Source organism: Lysinibacillus xylanilyticus (genome assembly GCF_001183605.1).
Taxonomy (GTDB): Bacteria; Bacillota; Bacilli; order Bacillales_A; family Planococcaceae; genus Lysinibacillus; species Lysinibacillus xylanilyticus.
On record NZ_LFXJ01000010.1, the window covers coordinates 522,893 to 545,865 of the forward strand.

Below are 22,973 nucleotides of genomic sequence, written 5' to 3' on the forward strand. Positions count from 1 at the left end.
AAGAAAGTAGACCCCCGTAGTTTATAATAACTGCAGGGGTTTGTTGTCGTTCTTTACTCCTAATCGCGCTCGTAAGGTGTAGAATCTGGAATATCCGCAAATGGATTTTTTTCATTGATGCGATCGTAAAACATAATGCCGTTAAGGTGGTCTAATTCGTGTTGGAAGGCTATAGCAGGCATGCCTTTAAGTCGCAATTTTTTCTCTTCACCGTCAATTGTTTTAAATTTAACTGTAACACGAGCATGACGGGGTACATAGCCTGGAACATTGCGATCAACAGAAAGGCAGCCTTCACCTGCTGGAAGGTACGTGTTTTCTACAGAGTGGCTAACTATTTTGGGGTTGATAGCTACAAAACTTAATTGTTCGCCGTTGTCATCTGTTAAATGGAGGGCAAATATTCGATGTAGGCTATTTACTTGATTGGCAGCTAATCCAATGCCGCCGCGTAAATTAAATTTATCTGCAAGTTCAGGATCTTGGCTGCTTATTAAATATTGAAGCATGTCTTCTGCTAGCTGTCTTACTTCATCAGTTAAAGGGAATTTGACCTCCTCAGCTTTTGTGCGTAAAGTCGGATGACCTTCGCGAATAATATCATCCATTAAAATCATATATGAATCTTCCTTTCAACTTTGTAGTGCTTACTTATAAGTATACATCACGTCTTAAAACAATCACATGAAAAAAGACCTTATTTGAATATACTTAAAAAATTTTTCTAAAGCTATTAGATTGTCTAGAACTGGGGCATTCTACTATTGGTAATCGTGTAATGGAACTGAATAATTGTGTACTACGGATATGTTGTTATAATACAGTTCTTCTTGATTGATGGTACAGTATGAAACAGGGATATTTAATCGTTATGTTAGAAAAAATCTTTGTTAATACGCGTATTATATGATTGACCGACAGTATTTTATTCAGTATACTGAGTGCAAAGAATAAGTTGTACTAGTTGAAATGGTGATTTATTTTAATACAGCTGAAAGGGAGATGTGACAAATGGGCAAGAAAAACAATAATATTTTTGACGCTAAACAAACGCTAACTGAAATAGAAGATAAATTTGAAATGTTTCAAATCTTGAATGAAGAAGGCGAAATTATAAATGACGAGGCAGACCCAAAGTTATCTGATGAGGAGTTAGTTGAGTTAATGACGCGTATGGTTTATACACGTATTTTAGACCAACGTTCTATTTCTCTTAACCGTCAAGGTCGATTAGGCTTCTATGCTCCAACGGCTGGGCAAGAAGCTTCACAACTTGCTTCGCACTTTGCATTAGAAAAAGAAGACTGGATTTTACCAGGTTACCGTGATGTACCACAAATCGTATGGCATGGTTTACCTTTAGATAAAGCGTTTTTATTCTCACGTGGTCATTTTATGGGGAACCAAGTTCCTGAAGGTGTAAACGTATTAGCGCCTCAAATCATTATCGGTGCACAATATATTCAAGCTGCAGGTGTAGCGCTTGGTATTCAAAAACGCGGTAAAAAAGCTGTAGCTGTAACTTATACAGGTGATGGTGGTTCATCGCAAGGGGATTTCTATGAAGGCATTAACTTTGCAGGTGCATTTAAATCACCAGCAATCTTCATTGTTCAAAATAACCAATTTGCAATTTCAACACCTCGTGAATTACAAACAGCTGCGAAAACAATTGCTCAAAAAGGTGTAGCAGCAGGCTTACCAAGTATTTTAGTTGATGGAATGGATGCGCTAGCAGTTTACGTAGCAACACGTGATGCACGTGAGCGCGCAGTTAATGGCGAAGGTCCAACTTTAATTGAAACAATGTGCTATCGCTATGGTCCTCATACAATGGCAGGGGATGACCCAACGCGTTACCGTACATCGGATACAGATAATGAATGGGCACAAAAAGACCCTCTTGTACGCTTCCGTAAATATCTAGAGGCGAAAGGCTTATGGGATGAGCAAAAAGAAGAGGCTGTTATTGAGCGTGCAAAAGAAGAAATTAAAGAGGCGATCAAGAAAGCCGACGCTGCTCCAAAACAAAAAGTAACACAGTTAATGGAAAACATGTATAAAGGCGAAATGCCATCAAATTTAAAAGAACAGTATGAAATCTACAAAGAGAAGGAGTCGAAATAACCTATGGCACAAATGACAATGATTCAAGCAATTACAGATGCACTTCGTACAGAATTAAAGAATGATGAAAACGTTCTTGTATTCGGGGAAGATGTAGGTGTCAACGGTGGGGTATTCCGCGCAACTGAAGGCCTACAAAAAGAATTTGGTGTTGACCGCGTATTCGATACTCCATTAGCAGAGTCAGGTATTGGTGGCTTAGCAATCGGACTTTCTCTTCAAGGTTTCCGTCCAGTTCCTGAAATTCAGTTCTTCGGCTTCGTTTATGAAGTAATGGATTCAATTAGTGGTCAATTAGCGCGTATGAGCTATCGTAGCGGTGGTGTTTATAATGCACCAGTAACAATCCGTTCTCCATTTGGTGGTGGTGTACACACACCAGAAATGCACTCAGATAGCTTAGAGAGTTTAATGACAGCACAACCAGGGTTAACGGTTGTTGTACCATCTACACCATACGATGCTAAGGGCTTACTAATTTCATCTATTCGAAATGATAACCCAGTAATTTTCTTAGAGCATTTAAAATTATATCGTTCATTCCGTGAAGAGGTACCGGAGGAAGCATACGAAATTCCACTAGGTAAAGCGGATGTAAAACGTGAAGGTAAAGATCTAACAATCATTGCCTATGGTTTAATGGTTCACGAAAGCTTAAAGGCTGCAGAGGAGCTAGAAAAAGAAGGTCACTCTGTAGAAGTTATTGATTTACGTACAATCCAACCAATTGATATTGAAACAATTATTGCGTCAGTTGAAAAAACAGGTCGTGCAATCGTTGTACAAGAGGCTCAAAAACAAGCAGGTATCGCTGCAAATGTTGTGGCTGAAATTACAGAACGAGCGATTTTAAGCTTAGAAGCACCTGTACTACGTGTGGCTGCACCGGATACTGTGTACCCATTCCCACAAGCTGAAGGTGTTTGGTTACCAAACTATAAAGATGTAATGGAAACAGCTAAAAAAGTTTTAACATTCTAATGTAGCTTCTAGAAGGAACTGTAAATAGAAAGGATGGGTACACATGGCATTTGAATTTAGATTACCGGACATAGGCGAGGGTATTCACGAAGGCGAAATCGTGAAATGGTTCGTTAAAGCTGGAGATACAGTAAAAGAAGATGATATTCTTTGTGAAGTGCAAAATGACAAAGCAGTGGTAGAGATCCCTTCTCCGGTTGAGGGAACAGTAGAGGAAGTTTTAGTAGGAGAGGGCACAGTAGCGGTTGTTGGTGATGTCTTAATCCGCTTTGATGCACCTGGCTATGAAGACTTAAAGCTAAAAGGTGATGATCATGCTGAAGCGAAAACAGAGGCTCAAGTTCAAGCAACAGCTGAGGATGGTCAGAAAGTAGAAAAGGCTCCTGTTAAAGATGAGCAGGCTCCAGAGAAAGCTATTGAAAAGACTGAAGCTGTAGCAGTAGCTGATGAGAATAAGCGTATTATTGCAATGCCTTCAGTACGTAAATTTGCACGAGAGCATGATGTTAATATTCGTGAAGTTAAAGGTACAGGCAAAAATGGCCGTATTTTAAAACAAGATATTGAGAATTTCCTACAAGGTGGAGGCGCTGTAGAGGCTGAAGTAGCACCAGTGGCTAATGAAGAAGCTGTTCAGCAAGAAACAACTGCACAAGCAGCACCAGTAGTCCTTGAAGGTGAATTCCCAGAAACACGTGAGAAAATGTCGGGCATTCGAAAAGCGATTGCAAAAGCGATGGTTCACTCGAAACAAACGGCTCCGCATGTTACACTAATGGATGAAGTCGATGTAACAGCTCTAGTAGCACATCGCAAAAAATTCAAAGATATCGCTGCTGAAAAAGGTGTCAAATTAACGTACTTACCATATGTAGTTAAAGCACTTATTTCAACTTTACGCGAATACCCAGAATTTAACCGCTCATTAGATGATGCAACACAAGAAATTATTCAGAAGCATTATTATAATATTGGTATTGCAGCAGATACAGAAAAAGGCTTATTAGTACCAGTTATTAAGCACGCAGATCGTAAATCTGTTTTTGCAGTATCAAATGAAATTAATGAATTAGCGACTAAAGCACGTGAAGGCAAGCTTGCACCACATGAAATGAAGGGCGCTTCGATGTCGATTACGAATATCGGCTCTGCAGGAGGACAATGGTTTACTCCAGTAATTAATCATCCTGAAGTAGCAATTCTAGGTATTGGTCGAATTTCAGAAAAACCTGTAATAAAAAATGGTGAAATTGTAGCCGCACCTGTGTTAGCATTATCATTGAGCTTTGATCATCGTATGATTGATGGAGCCACTGCGCAAAATGCTTTAAATCATTTAAAGCGTTTGTTAAGTGAACCAGAATTATTATTAATGGAGGCGTAACAAAAATGGTAGTAGGAGATTTTCCAATCGAAACAGATACTCTTGTCATTGGTTCAGGTCCTGGAGGATATGTAGCAGCAATTCGTGCAGCTCAAACTGGCCAAAAAGTAACAATCGTTGAAAAAAATGTACTTGGTGGTGTGTGCTTAAACGTAGGTTGTATCCCATCAAAAGCATTAATTTCAGTAGGTCACCGTTTTGAGCATGCTAAACATTCAGATGACATGGGTATCATCGCTTCTGACGTGAAATTAGACTTCTCAAAAGCACAAGCATTTAAAGACAGCGTTGTTAAAAAATTAACTGGCGGTGTTGAAGGCTTACTTAAAGGTAATAAAGTTGAAATTGTACAAGGTGAAGCTTATTTCGTTGACACTCATTCAGTGCGTATCATCAATGGTGAATCTGCTCAAACTTACACATTTAACAATGTAATTATCGCAACAGGTTCTCGCCCTGTTGAAATTCCAACATTTAAATTCTCTAATCGCGTACTAAATTCTACTGGCGCACTTTCTTTACAAGAAGTACCAGGTAAATTAGTAGTTATCGGTGGAGGTTATATTGGTACAGAGTTAGGTTCAGCTTATGCTAATCTTGGCTCACAAGTAACAATTATCGAAGGTGGAAAAGATATCTTAGCTGGCTTCGAAAAACAAATGACACAAATCGTGAAAAAAGGCCTTAAAAAGAAAGGCGTTGAAATGGAAGTAAACGCATCTGCAAAAGGCGTTGAAGAAACAGAAAACGGCGTAGTAGTAACTTATGAAGTTGGCGGAGAAGAGAAAAAAGTTGAAGCTGACTATGTATTAGTGACTGTAGGTCGTCGTCCAAATACAGATGAAATGGGCCTTGCTGAAATCGGTGTTGAATTCGGTGAACGTGGTCTAATCAATGTTGACAAACAATGTCGTACAAATATTCCAAACATCTATGCAATTGGTGATATTGTAGCAGGTCCTCAACTTGCTCATAAAGCATCTTACGAAGGTAAAGTTGCTGCTGAAGCAATCGCTGGTGAAAAATCAATCGTTGATTATTTAGCTATTCCTGCTGTATGCTTCACAGATCCAGAAATGGCAACGGTTGGTTATAACGAAGACGAAGCAAAAGCTGAAGGCATTGAATACACTGCAGCGAAATTCCCATTCGCAGCTAATGGTCGTGCACTTGCATTAAACCAAACAGAAGGTTTCGTAAAGCTTGTTGCTCGTAAAGAAGATGGCTTATTAATCGGTGCTCAAATCGTAGGTGCTGGTGCATCTGATATGATCGCTGAAATGGGCTTAGCAATTGAAGGCGGTATGACTGCTGAAGATATCGCATTAACAATCCATGCTCACCCAACTTTAGGTGAAATTACAATGGAAGCTGCTGAAGTATTACTTGGCAACCCAATCCATATTGTAGCTAAAAAATAATAAAGTTTATGAAAACGGCTATAAAGCATTTGCTTTGTAGCCGTTTTTTTGTATATTACTTGTAATTTTGATAAAGTAATTATATCGAATGAATATTCGAAAAATATAATTCGGTTAGGAATCTATTAAATGCCGGATTGACTTAGTAAAGGTTTAAAATAAATCTAGCGAAGTGCCAGATAGTCTCGAAATTGACTGCTAGATGTCTGAAAATGATAATGATGTTTATGAAAAAGAGAAGTTGAACAAAAAACTGAGGTGATAACAATGGAACTAGGCTTAAAGGGGAAAGTAGCAGTTATTACAGGTTCAAGTAAGGGAATTGGTTATTATACAGCGATGCAGCTTGTCAAAGAGGGAGCAAAGGTTGTACTTTGTGCTCGTGGTGAAAAACAGCTTCAAGTGGCTGCTGGCTGTATTAAAAACGAAACAGGCGAGGACGTATTAATTGTACCGACTGATATTACAAAGGAAAAAGATTGTAAGTACTTAATTGAACGAGCAGTAGAGCATTTTGGTCGACTTGATATTCTTATAAATAATGCAGGCACAGCTTCAGCTAATCCATTTGAATCGGTTAGTAGTGAGCTATGGCAAGCTGATTTAGATTTAAAAGTATTTGGTGCTGTTAATTGTTCAAAATATGCTGCACCTCATTTACGGAAGGTTGGTGGCGGTGCAATAGTTAATGTGACCGCGGTAATGGCTAAAACACCACCAGCAAACTCACTTCCTACTACTGTAAGTCGTGCTGCCGGACTTGCATTAACGAAAGCTATGAGCAAAGACTTAGGTAAAGATAATATTCGTGTGAATTCTGTTTGTATTGGGCTTATTCGTAGTGATCAAATAGAGAAGAAGTGGAAAGAAGAAGAGCCAGAGCTTACGTGGGAAAACTATTCTCGCAAAGTAGGTCAAGCGATTCCGCTTGGTCGGGTAGGGGATGCTCAAGAAGCGGCAAATGTCATTACTTTTTTAGTATCAGATGCAGCTAGTTATGTGACAGGAACTTCTATTAATATTGATGGTGGTTCTGGACACGCATTATAGAGTAATATTTTTGAAGAAAAGCTTATTTAGCGTTGTCTAAAAAATGAATGTAGAGCAGTTTTTAGACAACCTCTTTATTTGATGTATAGAAAAAGGATGGCTCAAAGTGTTTTGGAGTTATCCTTTTTTCTATTGTTTTCCTAAAATTATAATAGACAGAAAATTCCTGCAGATGTAGAATGGACGTTATAGGGGGTGAAATGTGGCGAAATGTTGAACGAAAATATTACTTTGATGTTAAAGAAAGTTGTTCGTATTATTGTTCAGATTGGGATACTCAATATTTTTTATTACATGGGTGTCGGTATTGTGGCTTTACTACATGTACCTCTTCCAGGAAGTGTAATTGGATTACTATTATTAGCGCTTTCGCTCAATTTTAAAATAATTAAAGTAGAATACATTCAAGATGGGGCAGGCTTCTTAATTGGCGTATTAACCTTGTTCTTCATTCCTGCAACAGTAGGAGTGATTGACTACCCTGAACTTTTTTCAACAACTGGCCTCTTGATAATGCTAGCCGTTATAGCAAGTACGCTTATCTCTATTTATGTTACAGGATTACTTAGTCAAATGGTTGAGAAAAAAGAGCTGGCTAAAAAAGAAACAGAAGCCATTGTAGAAGAAGGAGAGGGGAAATTAACTGTTGATTGAAATTATTGTTGTCGTTGGCACCGTTGTCTTGTTCGTGTTATTTACAAAACTTTATCAACGTTACCCACATCCTTTAATGATTCCGCTAGTGACGACAACTATCGTCAGTGCTGTTGTGTTATTAGTCTTTAATATTCCATATTCTACTTATATGGAGGGAGGACAATGGCTTCAAAAAATGCTAGGTCCAGCAGTCGTAGCCCTAGCTTATCCTCTATATAATCAGCGTGAGATCATTATGAAATATAAGTATGCTATTTTGTCCGGTATTTTTATCGCTATGATTACGGGCTTAGCGACAATATTTGTTATGCTGAAATGGATTGGCGTCAATAAAAGCTGGCTGCTGACGGCCTTGCCTAAATCATTAACGACACCTGTAGGTATGCAGGTGAGTGAGTCAATTGGCGGTATTCCACCATTAACAGCTGTATTTGTAATGCTAGCAGGGTTTGTAGGCGCTATTATTGGACCGTTAGTCATTAAATACGGCAAAATTGATTCAGCCGTTAGTAGAGGTGTTGCAGTAGGTAGTGCTTCTCATGGCGTTGGACTTGTTAAATTAAGAGAATACGGAGAACAAGAATTATCAGTAGGCTCGTTATCTATGGCCTTAACTGCAATTATAGGTGCATTTTTATGTCCACTATTTGTTTATTTATTTTTGTAAAAAAATCTATATACAGAAAAATCTGTATATAGTCTTTTTAACTTTTTTCGATAATAAATTGAATGGTATGAGCAAGTCCTGTGTGGAGTATACCTTCATTTCGCATTTGTTCACCTGTGAAAAAATGGATGATTTTATAAGGTTGACACCATTTTAGAACATCCAAAGGATTATATAAAAAATCAAGCTGTCTTGGGCCACCGGAGGCGTAAGGTAGTTGATAAATTGAATAAAGTTCCATCATAATACGACCGCCAGGTTTTACAGAATTAACAATCCTCTTAAACACTTCTTGTTGCTGTTCAGCTGGAAAATGTCCAAACACCATAATAGCAGCATCAAACATTTCTTCTGGCAGTTCATCTTGTAGTAAGTCAGTTAGCTTTGTATGAACTGATACATTATGTTTTTCTGCGAGCTGTTCTGTTTTTTTAAGACCGCTTTCCGCATAATCAAAGGCAGTTACCGTATGTCCCTGTAAAGCTAAAAATACAGCATTTCGACCTTCACCTTCGGCATATGCAGCCACACTTGGATAATCCTTTAAATAGTGTACATAGTCTTCTATAAATGTATTTGGCTGCTCACCATAAACATATTCGGGTGTTTTAAATCGTTGATCCCATGTGTTCATTCCATCACTCCTCATTAAATATTGTAAGAAAAATATGCTCTAGATTCGAATTTTCTGCTCATTTTCTTTGAAAGCAACTATGCGTTGCGAATTAGCAAATGATAACTTCTAGAAAAAAGTGTAATAATCCATTATTATTTGATCAAAATCCTATAAGTTGGAGGTGAAAATCAATGAATTTAGAAAACCGTTTAAAGGAATTGAGAGAACAACATAAGTATACACAGGATGATGTCGCGTGTTTTTTAAATATTTCAAGGCAATCTGTTTCAAAGTGGGAGTTAGGAAAGGGCTATCCTGATATTGATAATTTAAGAAGGTTAAGTGATTTATATAAAATTTCTTTAGACCAGCTTATTACAGGTGAAGAAAAATATCATACACAAGTAGCCTCTGATTCCTCTGATTCTAATGAATCGGATCATAAAACTGTTGGGGATTTTTTGTGGAGGCATTGGTGGCTTGTTTTTCCAGTATTTGGTATGCTTTCTACTTGGTTCTATTATTATTATTAATCGACAAAAAGCTACCTCTCTTTGAGGTAGCTTTGCATTAAATAATAGGTTTGCGTTCTTTGATGACGCGAATTGTTTTTAATGTTGTATCTTCCGGTCCTTGGACAGGTAACCCGGCTTCAATATTCATCTGAATATAACGAATATTCTCTTGAGTAATTATTTCCCCGGGAATAAAAATCGGAATACCTGGGGGATATACCATAACGAATTCTGCACAAATACAATTATCCGCTTCTGCAAGAGGAACAACTTCAGTATCTGCATAAAATGCATCACGTGGTGACATTGCAAGTGCAGGAATTTCTGGTACATTGACCATTGTTTCAGTAATAGCAGCTTCTGAATCGAATGCTTTTGACATACGGCTAAGGGCATTGACGAGGAGATTAATTTCCTTTTTCGTATCACCTAGTGTCACTAAACATAAAATATTGTATAGATCCGATAATTCTACTTCAATATTTGCATTGTGACGAAGCCATTCTTCAGCCTGATGACCAGAGATACCTAAATCTTTAACACTTATTAATAGCTTTAAAGGATCCATATCATAAGTCGCTGATGAATTTAATTTTTCTCTACCAGCACATTTTAAATGTGGAATTTGGTTAATGCGTTTACGTGCATCCTTTGCCAAGCGAAGCGCATCATCAATTAAATCATAACCATGGATTGCTAGCTGACGTCGTGCTGTGTCAAGAGAAGCAAGTAATGGATAAGATGTCGATGTCGTTGTGAGCATCGACAGGACAGCTTGTACACGTTTTGCAGAAACGAGTCCTTCACAAACATTTAAAATAGATGTTTGAGTCATAGAGCCACCAAGCTTATGTACGCTTGTTGCAGCCATATCAGCTCCAGCTTCCATAGCGGAGTATGGAAGATCATCATGAAATTTAATGTGTACACCATGTGCTTCGTCGACAACTACCGGAATATTGCGGCTATGGACTATTTCGACAATACGCTTTAAGTCAGCTGAGAAGCCGAAGTACGTTGGGTTAATAACAAGAACTGCCTTTGTATCTGGATAAGCATTTAAAGCTTTTTCAACAGCTTCAGGCGATATTCCATGAGAAATACCATATTCACTGTCTACTTCAGGATGAATAAAAATCGGGATTGCACCAGCGAAAACAATCGCCGACATAATTGATTTATGAACATTCCGTGGTACTAGAATCTTATCACCTGGACCGACGACGGTCAGAATCATCGTCATGATGGCGCCACTAGTACCTTGAACGGAAAAGAATGTATGATCAGCACCAAAGGCTTTGGCAGCAAGTGCTTGCGCTTCTTTAATGGCGCCCTTCGGTGAATGTAAATCGTCTAGTGGAGCAATATTAATTAAATCAATTGATAAAACGTTGTCGCCGACGAATTCTCGGAACGCAGGGTCCATACCTTGACCTTTCTTATGGCCTGGAATATGGAACTGAATTGGATGTCTGTTCCGATGTTTAAGTAATACGTCGAACAATGGAGTCTCTAATTGTGACAACGCAGGTACCACCTCACTTTATAATATGTAAGAAAACAAATGAATTATAGCACCAAATTGCAAGAAAAAATAGACTTTACAGAAAAAAATAAAAATAAAAGGATTTTTTGATAATTTCGAGAAATTAGTATCGAAGGAAAGGGGAGATACTATGAATTGGAATACACGTGTAACGGAGCTTTTAAATATTAAACACCCAATTATTCAAGGGGGATTAGCCTATTTAGCATATGCGGATTTAGCAGCAGCGGTGTCGAATGCTGGAGGACTAGGGCAAATAACAGCAATGAGTTTACGAGATCCTGACTTATTGCGCGCAGAGATTCATAAACTACGAACATTAACGGATAAACCGTTTGGCGTAAATTTTGCAATTGGTATGTATGGTACTGGTTATGAAGATATGGTACGTGTTGCAGTAGAAGAAAAGGTACCAGTTGTTACAATGACTGGCGGGAATCCTGCACCGATTTTTGATATTTTAGAAGGAACGGATATTAAAAAATTAGTACTTGTTGCTGCACGTAGACAAGCTCAAAAGGCGGAAGAGCTGGGCGCAGATGCTGTTATGGTTGTTGGGCAAGAGGGCGGAGGTCATCTTGGACGCGATGATATTGGAACAATGGTACTTGTGCCACAGGTTGTAGATAGTGTGAAAATACCTGTTATTGCCTCGGGTGGAATTGGCGATGGCCGTGGCTGGATGGCAGCTCATGCACTAGGAGCAGAGGGAATTGAAATGGGCACGCGTTTTATAGCGACAAAGGAATGTGTTGATGCTTCTGAGGCTTATAAAGAAGCCTTAATCGCAAGCACCGAGGCAGATACGACTGTTATAAAACGCTCTATAGGTGCACCAGCAAGAGCGTTGAGCAGTGAATTTACGGAAAAGATTTTAGAAATTGAGCGAACTACACCTACGTATGAGGCCTTAAAAGATTATATTAGTGGGAAAGCAAATAAACGTTTTATTTATGATGGCGAAAAAAATGAAGGGATTGGCTGGGCTGGACAAGTTACAGGAATGATTCATGATATTCCAACAGTCGAGGAGCTAATCACTCGAATGCTTGCAGAAGCAGAAAGTATTCGGGTAAAATGGGCTTAACGAACCAGGCACAGAGAATAAAGAAGACACAAAAACAAAAAATCAAAAGATATAAATTGTGTCACAGTAGAGATGTCTACATTTTTTTAGAAATGTATGTTTTCGTATCGGGTCAGTAACATAAAGGTGGTTATGTCCAATGGAATACTCTTATCCGTTTTCAACTGATTGGTCAACTGAGGAAATTGTTGATGTTGTCCAATTTTTTGAAGGAATAGAACAAGCTTATGAAAAAGGCATTAAGCGTGAAGTAATGATGGCGAAATATCGTCGTTTTAAAGAAATTGTCCCTTCGCAAGCCGAGGAAAAAACAATTTTTCGTGAATTTGAAGAAGCAAGTGGCTATGTCAGTTACCCTGTTGTGAAACAAACAAAAGAAGCAACTGATGGTACAATTATTAAAGTTGCACCAAAGCAACGTAGATAAAAAAGTGGACGTGAGTATTCTCACGTCCACTTTTTTATCTGATAACTTAACACTATCTCTGTGTTAAAAATAAGCATGTTTCATATACTACATAAACAAAATAAAGCATTTTCCTATTTTTAGAAAAAAGGAAAAAATAAATAATCTCCTCAAACTTCCATCTGTAAGAATATTCCTCGAACAAATTTTTGTTTACTAGGGATAATAACGTAAAATTTCCACAATATATAAATATAAGGTTTGGTCAATGAAATTTATTTAGTTATTATGTCACAAAGCTTGAAGCACAATCCGTCAAACTTTATTTTCCAACAATGATGTTATAAATAGGGAGTAAACGGCTATAGGTTTCTTCGGTTAATTGATGAAGTTGACTCGCTGACAGTTTGACAGCTTGATCTTTTGGAATATGACGACCTACTAAAAACTCTCCTTTTTTAACATCACGTAATCGGATAAGTAATTCATCTAGCTTGTCTTCCTTTGCATCTTGCATGGAGATTGCTCCTGGAGACATATGATCCCCAGAAACAATGAAATCGTCAGGAAGCTGCTGTAACATTGCTTTGTTGGCAATTAAACGTTCTGCCATCACATTTTTTTGTGGAGCTTCATAAATAATAGCTAAGACGATGAATAAATGTGTGCTCCAAAGACCAATCTGAAAGTGAGGTAATGATTTATAACCTCTTTTGTACGGAGCGAAGGCAACCCAGCTGTCATTTGGGGGATTTACTGTTCTACGCGCATGCTTCGCAACATGAGGATAAAATTCTTCTCCAAGATGACTTGAAAAGTAGGAAGAAAAATCCTCTCCAAGCGATTGGAATTTTGGTCGTACACATACATTTAATGCATCCATTCTTTGTTCTAAACCGTCTATTTGAAAAACATTGAAGTCTTTGTTAGTCCACTTTATTTTCGGCATTTTTATTAACTCCTTTCGATTTATAAGGTTTATTTTATAAGGAAAATGGGAAAAAATCTTATAACAAGCACTTTATTGAATGTGATAAGTTTTTGAAAAAATAAAAAAGGAAGTGATTTTTATGAAACCAATCGTAAAAATTATACGTAAAGTCGACATTGAAAAGCAATATGAACACATTTTACAATTAGAATTAGATTATGAATTAGCCTCGCTATTCTCGGCAATGAATGAAAAAAATGAGATTGAAATTGAAAAAAGCAAAAAACGTTTGGCTGAAATTCAGCTGGAACTTGAAAGCTTGCACGCCTATGCGTAATGAAAATTTTATACCGATTTGAAAAATCACTTGCTGAATATTCCGACAGCAGGTGATTTTTATTGCTACAAAGGGTAAAATAGACAGTATATCATAATGGAAAGTAATATTTTCAGGGAAGAATTATGAGCTACTTATTAACAAAAACATATTTTATGTAGGCTAAAAGCATAGGGCCTTTTCTTATAATCGAAGGGTGGGTTTTTATGGATTTACAACAAATTGATCAATTTGCGAAAAGTATTATATATGAAGCGGGTAGCCGTATTCAAGAGGCCTTTTCGTACAATCTAGTTATCGAGACAAAATCAAGTGCAAATGACCTTGTCACAAATATTGACCGTGAAACAGAATTATTTTTTATCGAAAAAATACGAGGTTTCGATCCAACCCACAAAATCTTAGGGGAAGAGGGAATGGGAGAGAAAGTAGAGTCGTTAGAAGGTGTTGTATGGATTATTGATCCAATCGATGGCACGATGAATTTTGTGAAACAACATCGTCATTTTATGATTTCTATCGGTATTTTTGTTAATGGGGTAGGCAAACTTGGTTACATATTTGATGTAATGCGTGAAGATTTATTTTATGCTATTGCAGGCGAAGGGGCATGGTACAATGACTCACCATTACGTAAATTGCAGTCAGTTAAAATAGAGGAATCGGTCATTGGTATAAACGCCCACTGGGTAGCACCAAACCGACATATTCACCATGAAAAAGTAATTGAAATGGTTCGGAAAGTACGTGGTACGCGATCATATGGTTCGGCCGCAATGGAAATAGCGTTTGTTGTCAGTGGTAAACTAGATGCTTATGTATCTATGAGATTATCGCCGTGGGATATTGCTGGAGGTACGATTATAGCTAAGGAAGTTGGTGCTATTGCCACTAATTTACATGGAGAGGGCTTTGATTTCTTGCATCAGGATACGTTTATCATTGCCAATCCTTCTATACACAAAGAGTTATTAGAAAACTATATTGTGCCTTATGAATAAAAAGGAGCCGTCTATTTTTAGACAGGCTCCTTCTTACATTAGCAATCAACTCTTATTAAAGTAAACCTTGCTCACGCAGTTTACGTTTCATTTTAAAGGCTGTCATGAAGATGACACAAGTAGCCACAATGCCTGCTATTATACCTAATACACTACTAACTGCCACTGAATATCCGATAGAACACATTGCTAAAACAGCCGCTAATGCGTAAACGCCCATTACGAATTTTGCACGATTCATAGCCGAGCCTCCTATATTAAAAATTTGTAATGCAAATATATTTTTTTAGAATGATGTAAATTCTAATAAGGACATTTCTATCCTTCTTGTGCTATAATATCACAGTTAAACATTCGAAAAAAGAATATGGAGTGGAATAATGACAAACTTACGTCAAGATCTTCGCAATATCGCAATTATCGCACACGTTGACCATGGTAAAACTACTTTAGTCGACCAATTACTAAAACAATCAGGTACATTCCGTTCAAACGAACGTGTTGAAGAACGTGCAATGGACTCTAACGATATTGAACGCGAACGTGGTATTACGATTTTAGCTAAAAATACAGCAGTAAACTTTGAAGGAACTCGTATCAACATCCTTGATACGCCTGGACACGCTGACTTCGGTGGTGAGGTAGAACGTATTTTAAAAATGGTAGATGGCGTTGTACTAGTTGTCGATGCGTATGAGGGTTGTATGCCACAAACACGTTTTGTGTTGAAAAAAGCATTAGAACAACGTTTAACACCAATCGTTGTTGTTAATAAAGTAGACAAAGATTCAGCTCGTCCACTAGAAGTAGTAGATGAAGTACTTGAATTATTCATTGAACTAGGTGCAGATGAAGATCAATTAGACTTCCCTGTTGTGTATGCTTCAGGTGTAAATGGTACAGCTTCTTTAGACGCTGATCCATCTAAGCAAGAAGCGGATATGGAATGTCTATTTAAGAAAATTATCGAAGCTATTCCAGCACCAATTGATAACTCAGAAGAGCCATTACAATTCCAAGTAGCTTTACTTGACTATAATGACTTTGTTGGACGTATCGGTATTGGTCGCGTATTCCGCGGAACAATTTCTGTAGGTCAACAAGTATCTCTTATGAAGTTAGACGGAACAGTGAAAAACTTCCGTGTAACGAAAATCTTTGGTTTCTTCGGCTTAAAACGTGAAGAAGTTGAGACAGCAAAAGCTGGTGACTTAATCGCCGTTTCAGGTATGGAAGACATCAACGTTGGTGAAACAGTTTGCCCTGTTGAGCACCCAGAAGCGCTAACGCCATTACGTATTGATGAGCCAACTTTACAAATGACTTTCTTAGTAAACAATTCTCCATTCGCAGGTCGTGAAGGGAAATGGGTTACTTCTCGTAAAGTAGAAGAGCGTTTACGTGCTCAATTACAAACAGACGTATCTTTACGTGTTGAAGATACTGATTCTCCAGATGCTTGGACAGTTTCAGGTCGTGGGGAGCTTCACTTATCTATCCTTATCGAAAACATGCGTCGTGAAGGCTTCGAATTACAAGTGTCAAAACCACAAGTAATCGTGCGTGAAATCGACGGCGTGAAATGTGAACCTTACGAACGCGTTCAAATCGATGTGCCTGAAGAAAATGTTGGTTCAATTATTGAATCAATTGGTACACGTAAAGGTGAAATGCTTGATATGGTGAACAACGGCAGTGGTCAAGTTCGTTTAACGTTCTTAGTACCAGCTCGTGGATTAATCGGTTATACAACTGAATTCATGTCGATGACAAAAGGTTTCGGTATTATCAACCATACGTTCGATTGCTATCAACCATTATTACCAGGAAAAATTGGTGGCCGTCACCAAGGTGTACTAGTTTCAATGGAAACTGGTAAATCAACAACTTATGGTATGATGCAAATTGAAGACCGTGGTACACTGTTCTTGGAGCCAGGTACAGATATTTACGAAGGTATGATCGTTGGAGAAAATACTCGTGACGCTGATATCACTGTAAACATCACAAAAATGAAACAAAAAACAAACATCCGTTCAGCAAACAAAGACCAAACGAATGTTATTAAAAAGCCACGTATTTTATCACTAGAAGAAGCGCTTGAATACTTAGGTGATGACGAGTACTTAGAAATCACACCAGAATCTATTCGCCTTCGTAAACAAATTCTAGATAAAAACGAACGTGAGAAAGCGGCGAAAAAATTACGTAACGCAGAACAATAATTTTCCGCTGACATGAAAGGAAGAGGAGTCTTGGATATAAAGTCCGCTTTATTGGGTGAACTAAATGTTATTCAAGTTGCTGCATCAACAAATGCAGAGGAAACAACAAAGGTTTATGAGAGAATGGCTGGTATAACAAGATTTTTATATGAAAATTTACCGAGCTATGACATTGCAGGCTTCGTTGTATTTCTTCTTGTATTTGTACTTTCTGCAATTGTCTATAAATTAGGCTTTGCAAAGAAGTTAAAGCTATCTCAAAATATTGTCATTTATGCGTTCCTATTCCTGGGATGTATTATGTTGACATTTTTCGCGTTATTCCTACCTATGATTGAGGGTCTCATCGTAGCGGCGTTAATTTTGATTATATATAAAACACGTATGTGGCGTGAAAAAAGAGAAGAGCAACAAGCTGCCAATCAATGAGAGTAGCTTGGCTCCTATACCGTGAAACTTGTATTGAGTTTTTAAGTAATAAAACAGCCTTAGCATTAATTTGCTAAGGCTGTTTTATTTGGTATAGTAAAAAATTTTATCGTTTTAAGCCATCTACATATAAACGATTGGTTACGGAACCCATTTTCAATCGATTGTGTCTCTCAAACCTAAATTGATTGGCACCTAAATCTTCTGGTATGAATAAGTTAATGTCGATAGGCTTATTTTCATCAATCAAGGAGGAAATGGAATGCGTTGGCTTAAAAAAGGTTTACTAGTTAGTGTTATTGCTTTATTATCCCTTTCTTTGACAGCATGTAATAAAACGGAGCTTGAAAAAGTCAAAGTTGGGGAAGTGACGCGCTCGATTTTCTATGCTCCGCAGTATGTAGCACTTGAAAAAGGGTACTTCAAGGATGAAGGGCTTTCCGTTGAGCTACAAACAATTGCAGGTGGTGATAAGACAATGACGGCGTTACTTTCTGATGGTATTGATATCGCCTTAGTTGGATCGGAAACTTCTATTTATGTAACGCTCCAAGGCGCCAATGACCCGATTCAAAATTTTGCACAGTTAACACAAACAGATGGCACATTTTTAGTGGCGCGCAAAAAGATGGATAATTTTTCATGGGATCAGTTAAAGGGATCTACGTTTTTAGGGCAACGTAAAGGTGGAATGCCACAAATGGCGGGTGAGTTTGTCCTGAAAAAGCATGGCATTGACCCTGCTAATGATTTAAAACTTATTCAAAACATTGATTTTGCTAATATTTCTACAGCCTTTGCATCTGGAACAGGGGACTATGTACAGCTATTTGAGCCAACAGCGAGCATCTTTGAGAAAGAAGGTAAGGGCTATATTGTCGCTTCGTTTGGTACCGAATCTGGGCAATTACCTTATACATCGTTTATGGCGAAAAACAGCTATTTAAAAGACAATTCGAAGACAGTTCAAGGCTTTACAAATGCATTGAAACGAGCACAGGATTTTGTACAAAAAGCGAGTCCTGCCGAAATAGCGAAAATTATTCAGCCATACTTTGAAAATGTAGATGTTGGATTAATTGAAACAGTGGTTGAGCGTTATAAATCACAAGGTTCCTATGCTACAGATCCTATTTTGGATAAGGGGGAATGGGATAACTTGCAAAAGATCGTGGAGGAAGCAGGTGAACTTCCTCAACGGGTGGATTATGAAAAGCTTGTGAATACAACCTTTGCTAAAAAGGCAGCTGAGTAATATGGAATTTTTAAAAGTAGAAAATATTCACCATAGCTATTTTTCGAATACGCAAGCAAAGGAAGTTTTACGTGATATTAATTTAAATATTCGTGAAGGTGAGTTTGTTTCTTTTATAGGACCGAGCGGATGTGGGAAAACGACGTTATTATCAATTATTGCGGGCTTATTTTCGTCTACAGAAGGTAAGGTATACATTGAAGGTGAGGAAATTTCACCTCACAATCAGTCTCTAATTGGCTACATGCTTCAGCAAGATTATTTATTTCCTTGGAAAACCATCGAAGAAAATGTCACAATTGGTTTGAAAATCATGGAGCGAAGTAATAAAAAGCATAAAGTAACTGCAAATGCACTTCTGCGAGAAGTTGGTTTACCGCACGTAGGGAACAATTATCCGAGAGAATTATCTGGCGGCATGCGTCAACGGGTAGCACTGGCAAGAACATTAGCAGTGGACCCTAAAATTTTATTGTTAGATGAACCATTTTCAGCACTTGATTATCAATCTAAATTAAAACTGGAGGACTTGGTTGTTGAAACCTTAAAGGCCTATCAAAAAACTGCAGTTCTTGTGACACATGATATTGGTGAGGCGATTGCAATGAGTGAACGGGTATTTCTATTCTCTGCAAATCCAGGTACATTGCATAGAGTATTTGAAATACCTTCAGAGTTACAAGAGCTTTCACCTTTTGATGTTCGACAGCATCCAACATATTCAGATATATTCCAAACGATTTGGAAGGAGCTGGAGAGTCTTGGATAGTACTTTATTTAAACAGTATTTACAAATGTTAAAAAAAGAAAAGCGCTATGTTCGATTATATCAGCTTATCATCTTACTCGTATTTTTTTGTGGGTGGGAGCTTCTTTCAAGATTTGGATGGATTGACCGTTTAATTTTTAGTTCACCAACGCAGGTATGGCACACATTAGTAGAAAAAGTGAGCGATGGTACGTTAACACTGCATGTTGGTGTTACTTTAATTGAAACGATTATTGGCTTTATTGCCGGTACATTAATAGGTACATTAATAGCAATCGTATTGTGGTGGTCACCGATGCTATCGAAGGTACTAGATCCATATTTAGTTATTTTAAACGCCATGCCGAAAGTTGCATTAGGACCAATTTTAATAGTCGCCCTTGGTCCAGGTTATTTTTCAATTATAGCGATGGGTGCTTTGATTTCAATAATTATTACAACCATCGTAGTTTATACAGCTTTTAAAGGGGTTGATCCAAACTACAGCAAAGTATTACAAACTTTTGGGGCAACCAGATGGCAAATATTTAAAGAAGTTATTTTACCAGCTTCATTCCCAACAATTATTTCTACTTTGAAAGTAAATGTGGGACTTTCCTGGGTAGGTGTCATTGTTGGTGAATTTTTAGTTGCTTCAAAAGGGCTTGGTTATTTAATTATTTATGGCTTCCAGGTGTTTAATTTTAATCTTGTCCTTATGTCACTTCTCATCATCGCTTTCTTTGCGACAATTATGTATCAGGTTGTCGAGTTGATTGAGAAGGCGATTGTAAAAAATAATGGTTGAACAACAAAGGAGGTGTCTCAAATATATTGAGTCACCTCCTTCCATGTTGTTGAAAAACTCTTATATCAATGAAATTAAGGTGTCCCATTAAATAAAGTATGGCTCTTCGACAAAGTGCGGGGTTGATTTCCGTTCCGACTGGGTGCTTTGTAGCTGTCGCTAGTGTCAGCGGCCCATGGGTACAATAGTATCACTGTTATAAGTCTTTCCGTTCGATTAGAGTAAGTAGCCTGGAATCACCTTTATCTAAAGAACTGCAACATTCACAAAAATATCCTTGACCATTTTATTTTTCGACGCTATAAAGGAGGTGTCTCAAAAATAATGAGACGCCTCCTTCAGTTGCTGTTAAAACTCTTTATCCATTTGTGGTGAAGTACGATAAAAACGGAAATTTCCTGTTTCAATGCGTGCAACGGTATTTTCTTCAATACGATCATGGCATGTACCACACATATACGTATGAATCGGTCGATTACGTAATTTTTTTGCTAACGGTAAATTATCATCTAAATTGTGAATTGTATCGCAAATAACGCATTTTACGCGCATTGCATTCCCTCCTACTCAGCACGAATTGCTAATACATTTTTGATAGGGTTGTCTAAATTTGAACCGTTTTTAAATAACACATGAACAGGACCATCTTCAAATAATGGCTTGCCATCTTGGCTATATTTTAATATTAATGTATAAGCTTCTTCAATAGTAAATGGATATTCTTTTCCATCTTCACATTCAATGACGATTGTTGTTGCTTCAGGTTTGATTTCAGCATTTTTCAAGAAGTGACCTAATTCTATCCCGAAAGTACCTGTTTCCATCCCTTTGCGGTCAAATTTTCGTTCTGATTTTAATGTTGGTGGGAAAGTAGCTCCTTCCATAATCTCACGTGACCAGTGAGCACCTACTTCACGCATATATTTAATATCCGAATCTTCCTCAACTTCTTTCGCATCGAAGTATGTTTTTAAATCTAATTTACGATCATCGAAAATCCAAACAGTGGGATCTAATGTTAGTTGAAATGTAACTGCACCCTTGATAGGAATTATTGTTTCCATAATAGAAATCCTCCTCAAATCTTGTATATCCATGAAATAGTATAACGCTAATGACTAGAGATAATAAAGAAATATAATTCGATTTCTCTATTTTCCAATGTAGACACTTGCATTTTTAACGACTAAAAGATAAACTTTATTAAGATAGAATCGAAGAAATATCAGATAATGGGGGCGTCCTCATGGATACTAAATCACAAACTTCTTTTCAAGAGAAGGCTTTGGAGCTTTTAGTTGCTGATGCAGATAAAATTGCTCGCCTCATTCGAGTACAAATGGATCATTTAACAATGCCACAATGCCCTTTATATGAAGAAGTATTAGATACACAAATGTTCGGCCTTTCACGTGAAATTGACTTTGCTGTGAAGCTTGGACTCGTTGATCGCGAAAAAGGTAAAGAAATTCTCGATTCACTCGAGAAAGAACTTTCTGTACTACATGACGCGTATACAGACAAATAAAAAGAAAAAACTCAAACGCAATTTGCGATTTGAGTTTTTTTTCTAGAATGAGGTTTTCCAATGAAACAATACTTAAAACGTTATGCACAAAATTTTGATTACCCATTATTTTTTACGGTCCTATTATTAAGCTTATTTGGATTAGTAATGATTTATAGTTCAAGTATAATGGTAGCGATTGTAATAAAAGGACAAGATCCAGATTTCTTTTATCACAAGCAAGTAATCAATTTAATTGTAGCTTTTCTTGGATTTTTAGGGGCAGCAATTTTCCCGTACAAGCATTATGCGAATAAAAAAGTTATGTTGCTACTTACGGCTGTGCTTGTTGTGCTATTTACTTGGGTGAAAATTGCTGGTAATGGTGATGAAGCAGGAATAGGATCTAAAAGTTGGATTCACGTTCCGGGTTTTGGGAACTTTCAGCCTTCTGAATATGCGAAGCTATTTATAATTTTATATTTTGCAGCTGCTTTTTATCGGAAAGGACAAAAATATACACTTGAAAAGCTACAACCAACAGAAATATTTTATCCAATATTCCTCTGGATTCTTATTGTTGCTGGTGTAGCATTTGAAACCGATTTGGGAGCAAGTATTATTCTATGTGGAATTGCTGTTTCTGTGGTAGCAGCGAGCGGTATTCCATTTAAAACATTTTGGAAGTTTTTTGGGGTATTAGGTGCATTTGGGGGAATTATCCTTGGTATACTATTGTTGTTTAAAGGAAATATTTTAACAAAAAATCGTCAAGGCCGTATTCTATCATACATAAACCCTTTTAATTATGAAGAAGGTAGTGGTCATCAAGTTGTCAATAGCTATTATGCAATTGGCGGAGGCGGTTTAGAAGGAAGAGGTCTCGGTCAGTCGATTCAAAAATTAGGGTATTTGCCTGAACCACAAACCGATTTTATTATGGCGATTATTATGGAGGAACTAGGAATATGGGGAGTTCTTATCGTATTAGGTGGTTTAGGATTTATTGTATATAAAGGATTTTCGATTGCGTTGCGTACGAAAGATCCACTAGCACGTATGATTGCGGCTGGTATTGCGAGCTGGATTGGTTGGCAATCGTTTATCAATCTTGGGGGTGTAACTGGGTTAATCCCGTTAACCGGTGTAACGTTACCTTTTATTAGCTATGGCGGGACATCTATAATTATTCTATCTTTAGCAATGGGAATATTAATCAATGTTTCTATGTTTGAAAAGGTAGAAAGGAAAAAGACACAATCATAAAGGGGGATA

General features: G+C 37.5%; 26 protein-coding genes. 19 read left to right on the forward strand and 7 right to left on the reverse strand.

Going from position 1 to position 22,973, the window contains the following annotated elements; translation table 11 throughout:
* Positions 1-59 precede the first annotated feature (59 nt).
* A complete protein-coding gene (def, locus tag ACZ11_RS19950) occupies positions 60-617 on the reverse strand; it encodes a peptide deformylase (RefSeq protein WP_049668278.1) in 558 nt (185 codons plus the stop codon).
* A gap of 394 nt (positions 618-1,011) precedes the next feature.
* On the opposite strand from def, the gene pdhA reads away from it, so the two are divergent.
* From pdhA to ACZ11_RS19985, 7 genes are all read left to right on the forward strand, one after another.
* The gene (pdhA, locus tag ACZ11_RS19955) at positions 1,012-2,127 is read left to right on the forward strand and encodes a pyruvate dehydrogenase (acetyl-transferring) E1 component subunit alpha (protein WP_049668279.1); all 1,116 of its coding nucleotides are present in this window, start codon (positions 1,012-1,014) and stop codon (positions 2,125-2,127) included.
* A gap of 3 nt (positions 2,128-2,130) precedes the next feature.
* On the forward strand, positions 2,131-3,108 hold the full coding sequence (locus ACZ11_RS19960; RefSeq protein WP_049668280.1) for an alpha-ketoacid dehydrogenase subunit beta: 978 nt from the start codon (positions 2,131-2,133) through the stop codon (positions 3,106-3,108).
* Positions 3,109-3,151: 43 nt separating this feature from the next.
* Positions 3,152-4,492, forward strand: a complete 1,341-nt coding sequence (locus tag ACZ11_RS19965; RefSeq protein WP_049668281.1) for a dihydrolipoamide acetyltransferase family protein — start codon at positions 3,152-3,154, stop codon at positions 4,490-4,492.
* 5 nt (positions 4,493-4,497) lie between these two features.
* Positions 4,498-5,913: a dihydrolipoyl dehydrogenase gene (gene lpdA, locus ACZ11_RS19970; RefSeq protein WP_049668282.1), complete on the forward strand. Its 1,416-nt coding sequence runs from the start codon at positions 4,498-4,500 to the stop codon at positions 5,911-5,913.
* A 267-nt stretch (positions 5,914-6,180) separates the two neighbouring features.
* A complete protein-coding gene (locus tag ACZ11_RS19975) occupies positions 6,181-6,963 on the forward strand; it encodes an SDR family NAD(P)-dependent oxidoreductase (protein ID WP_049668283.1) in 783 nt (260 codons plus the stop codon).
* Between the two features lie 210 nt (positions 6,964-7,173).
* A complete protein-coding gene (locus tag ACZ11_RS19980; RefSeq protein ID WP_049668284.1) occupies positions 7,174-7,617 on the forward strand; it encodes a CidA/LrgA family protein in 444 nt (147 codons plus the stop codon).
* Positions 7,610-8,287 (forward strand): LrgB family protein, encoded by a 678-nt coding sequence (locus ACZ11_RS19985; RefSeq protein WP_049668285.1) that lies wholly within the window; start codon positions 7,610-7,612, stop codon positions 8,285-8,287. Before ACZ11_RS19980 ends, ACZ11_RS19985 begins: the two co-directional genes overlap by 8 nt.
* Positions 8,288-8,324: 37 nt before the next feature.
* Here ACZ11_RS19985 and ACZ11_RS19990 read toward each other — a convergent pair whose 3' ends face one another.
* Positions 8,325-8,921 (reverse strand): class I SAM-dependent methyltransferase, encoded by a 597-nt coding sequence (locus tag ACZ11_RS19990; protein WP_049668286.1) that lies wholly within the window; start codon positions 8,919-8,921, stop codon positions 8,325-8,327.
* A gap of 173 nt (positions 8,922-9,094) precedes the next feature.
* Between ACZ11_RS19990 and ACZ11_RS19995 the strand changes: the two genes are divergently transcribed.
* Positions 9,095-9,436, forward strand: coding sequence for a helix-turn-helix transcriptional regulator (locus ACZ11_RS19995; RefSeq protein WP_049668287.1), 342 nt, complete (start codon positions 9,095-9,097; stop codon positions 9,434-9,436).
* Between the two features lie 37 nt (positions 9,437-9,473).
* On the opposite strand, the gene ACZ11_RS20000 is transcribed toward ACZ11_RS19995, so the two are convergent.
* The gene (locus tag ACZ11_RS20000; protein ID WP_049668288.1) at positions 9,474-10,943 is read right to left on the reverse strand and encodes an aminotransferase class I/II-fold pyridoxal phosphate-dependent enzyme; all 1,470 of its coding nucleotides are present in this window, start codon (positions 10,941-10,943) and stop codon (positions 9,474-9,476) included.
* Positions 10,944-11,094: 151 nt separating this feature from the next.
* On the opposite strand from ACZ11_RS20000, the gene ACZ11_RS20005 reads away from it, so the two are divergent.
* Together ACZ11_RS20005 and ACZ11_RS20010 are read left to right on the forward strand one after the other, a co-directional pair.
* Positions 11,095-12,051 carry an NAD(P)H-dependent flavin oxidoreductase gene (locus tag ACZ11_RS20005; protein WP_049668289.1) on the forward strand — a complete coding sequence of 319 codons (957 nt, stop codon included), beginning with the start codon at positions 11,095-11,097 and terminating at the stop codon, positions 12,049-12,051.
* Between the two features lie 139 nt (positions 12,052-12,190).
* On the forward strand, positions 12,191-12,478 hold the full coding sequence (locus tag ACZ11_RS20010) for a UPF0223 family protein (RefSeq protein WP_049668290.1): 288 nt from the start codon (positions 12,191-12,193) through the stop codon (positions 12,476-12,478).
* A 301-nt stretch (positions 12,479-12,779) separates the two neighbouring features.
* Here the strand turns inward: ACZ11_RS20010 and ACZ11_RS20015 are convergent, their stop codons facing one another.
* Positions 12,780-13,406 (reverse strand): YktB family protein, encoded by a 627-nt coding sequence (locus ACZ11_RS20015; protein WP_049668291.1) that lies wholly within the window; start codon positions 13,404-13,406, stop codon positions 12,780-12,782.
* A 121-nt stretch (positions 13,407-13,527) separates the two neighbouring features.
* Here ACZ11_RS20015 and ACZ11_RS20020 point away from each other — a divergent pair, with 121 nt between their 5' ends.
* Both ACZ11_RS20020 and ACZ11_RS20025 read left to right on the forward strand, forming a co-directional pair.
* Positions 13,528-13,725, forward strand: a complete 198-nt coding sequence (locus tag ACZ11_RS20020; protein WP_049668292.1) for a hypothetical protein — start codon at positions 13,528-13,530, stop codon at positions 13,723-13,725.
* 206 nt (positions 13,726-13,931) lie between these two features.
* Positions 13,932-14,726 carry an inositol monophosphatase family protein gene (locus ACZ11_RS20025; protein ID WP_049668293.1) on the forward strand — a complete coding sequence of 265 codons (795 nt, stop codon included), beginning with the start codon at positions 13,932-13,934 and terminating at the stop codon, positions 14,724-14,726.
* A gap of 55 nt (positions 14,727-14,781) precedes the next feature.
* Here ACZ11_RS20025 and ACZ11_RS20030 read toward each other — a convergent pair whose 3' ends face one another.
* A complete protein-coding gene (locus ACZ11_RS20030) occupies positions 14,782-14,967 on the reverse strand; it encodes a DUF5325 family protein (protein ID WP_049668294.1) in 186 nt (61 codons plus the stop codon).
* A 139-nt stretch (positions 14,968-15,106) separates the two neighbouring features.
* Between ACZ11_RS20030 and typA the strand changes: the two genes are divergently transcribed.
* The 5 genes from typA (at position 15,107) to ACZ11_RS20055 (ending at position 20,191) form a co-directional block, all read left to right on the forward strand.
* Positions 15,107-16,951: a translational GTPase TypA gene (gene typA, locus ACZ11_RS20035; protein ID WP_049668295.1), complete on the forward strand. Its 1,845-nt coding sequence runs from the start codon at positions 15,107-15,109 to the stop codon at positions 16,949-16,951.
* Between the two features lie 30 nt (positions 16,952-16,981).
* Positions 16,982-17,380 (forward strand): YlaH-like family protein, encoded by a 399-nt coding sequence (locus ACZ11_RS20040; RefSeq protein ID WP_082172851.1) that lies wholly within the window; start codon positions 16,982-16,984, stop codon positions 17,378-17,380.
* 262 nt (positions 17,381-17,642) lie between these two features.
* Positions 17,643-18,635, forward strand: coding sequence for an ABC transporter substrate-binding protein (locus ACZ11_RS20045; protein WP_049668297.1), 993 nt, complete (start codon positions 17,643-17,645; stop codon positions 18,633-18,635).
* A gap of 1 nt (position 18,636) precedes the next feature.
* Complete coding sequence (locus tag ACZ11_RS20050) at positions 18,637-19,404, forward strand: ABC transporter ATP-binding protein (RefSeq protein WP_049668298.1); 768 nt, start codon at positions 18,637-18,639, stop codon at positions 19,402-19,404.
* A complete protein-coding gene (locus ACZ11_RS20055; RefSeq protein ID WP_049668299.1) occupies positions 19,397-20,191 on the forward strand; it encodes an ABC transporter permease in 795 nt (264 codons plus the stop codon). The genes ACZ11_RS20050 and ACZ11_RS20055 overlap by 8 nt, the downstream gene beginning before the upstream one ends.
* A gap of 348 nt (positions 20,192-20,539) precedes the next feature.
* Here ACZ11_RS20055 and ACZ11_RS20060 read toward each other — a convergent pair whose 3' ends face one another.
* On the reverse strand, positions 20,540-20,743 hold the full coding sequence (locus tag ACZ11_RS20060; protein WP_049668300.1) for a YlaI family protein: 204 nt from the start codon (positions 20,741-20,743) through the stop codon (positions 20,540-20,542).
* A gap of 11 nt (positions 20,744-20,754) precedes the next feature.
* A complete protein-coding gene (locus tag ACZ11_RS20065; RefSeq protein WP_049668301.1) occupies positions 20,755-21,255 on the reverse strand; it encodes a molybdopterin-binding protein in 501 nt (166 codons plus the stop codon).
* Positions 21,256-21,437: 182 nt separating this feature from the next.
* On the opposite strand from ACZ11_RS20065, the gene ACZ11_RS20070 reads away from it, so the two are divergent.
* Together ACZ11_RS20070 and ACZ11_RS20075 are read left to right on the forward strand one after the other, a co-directional pair.
* A complete protein-coding gene (locus ACZ11_RS20070) occupies positions 21,438-21,719 on the forward strand; it encodes a YlaN family protein (protein ID WP_049668302.1) in 282 nt (93 codons plus the stop codon).
* A 60-nt stretch (positions 21,720-21,779) separates the two neighbouring features.
* The gene (locus tag ACZ11_RS20075; protein ID WP_049668303.1) at positions 21,780-22,964 is read left to right on the forward strand and encodes an FtsW/RodA/SpoVE family cell cycle protein; all 1,185 of its coding nucleotides are present in this window, start codon (positions 21,780-21,782) and stop codon (positions 22,962-22,964) included.
* Positions 22,965-22,973: the final 9 nt, after the last annotated feature.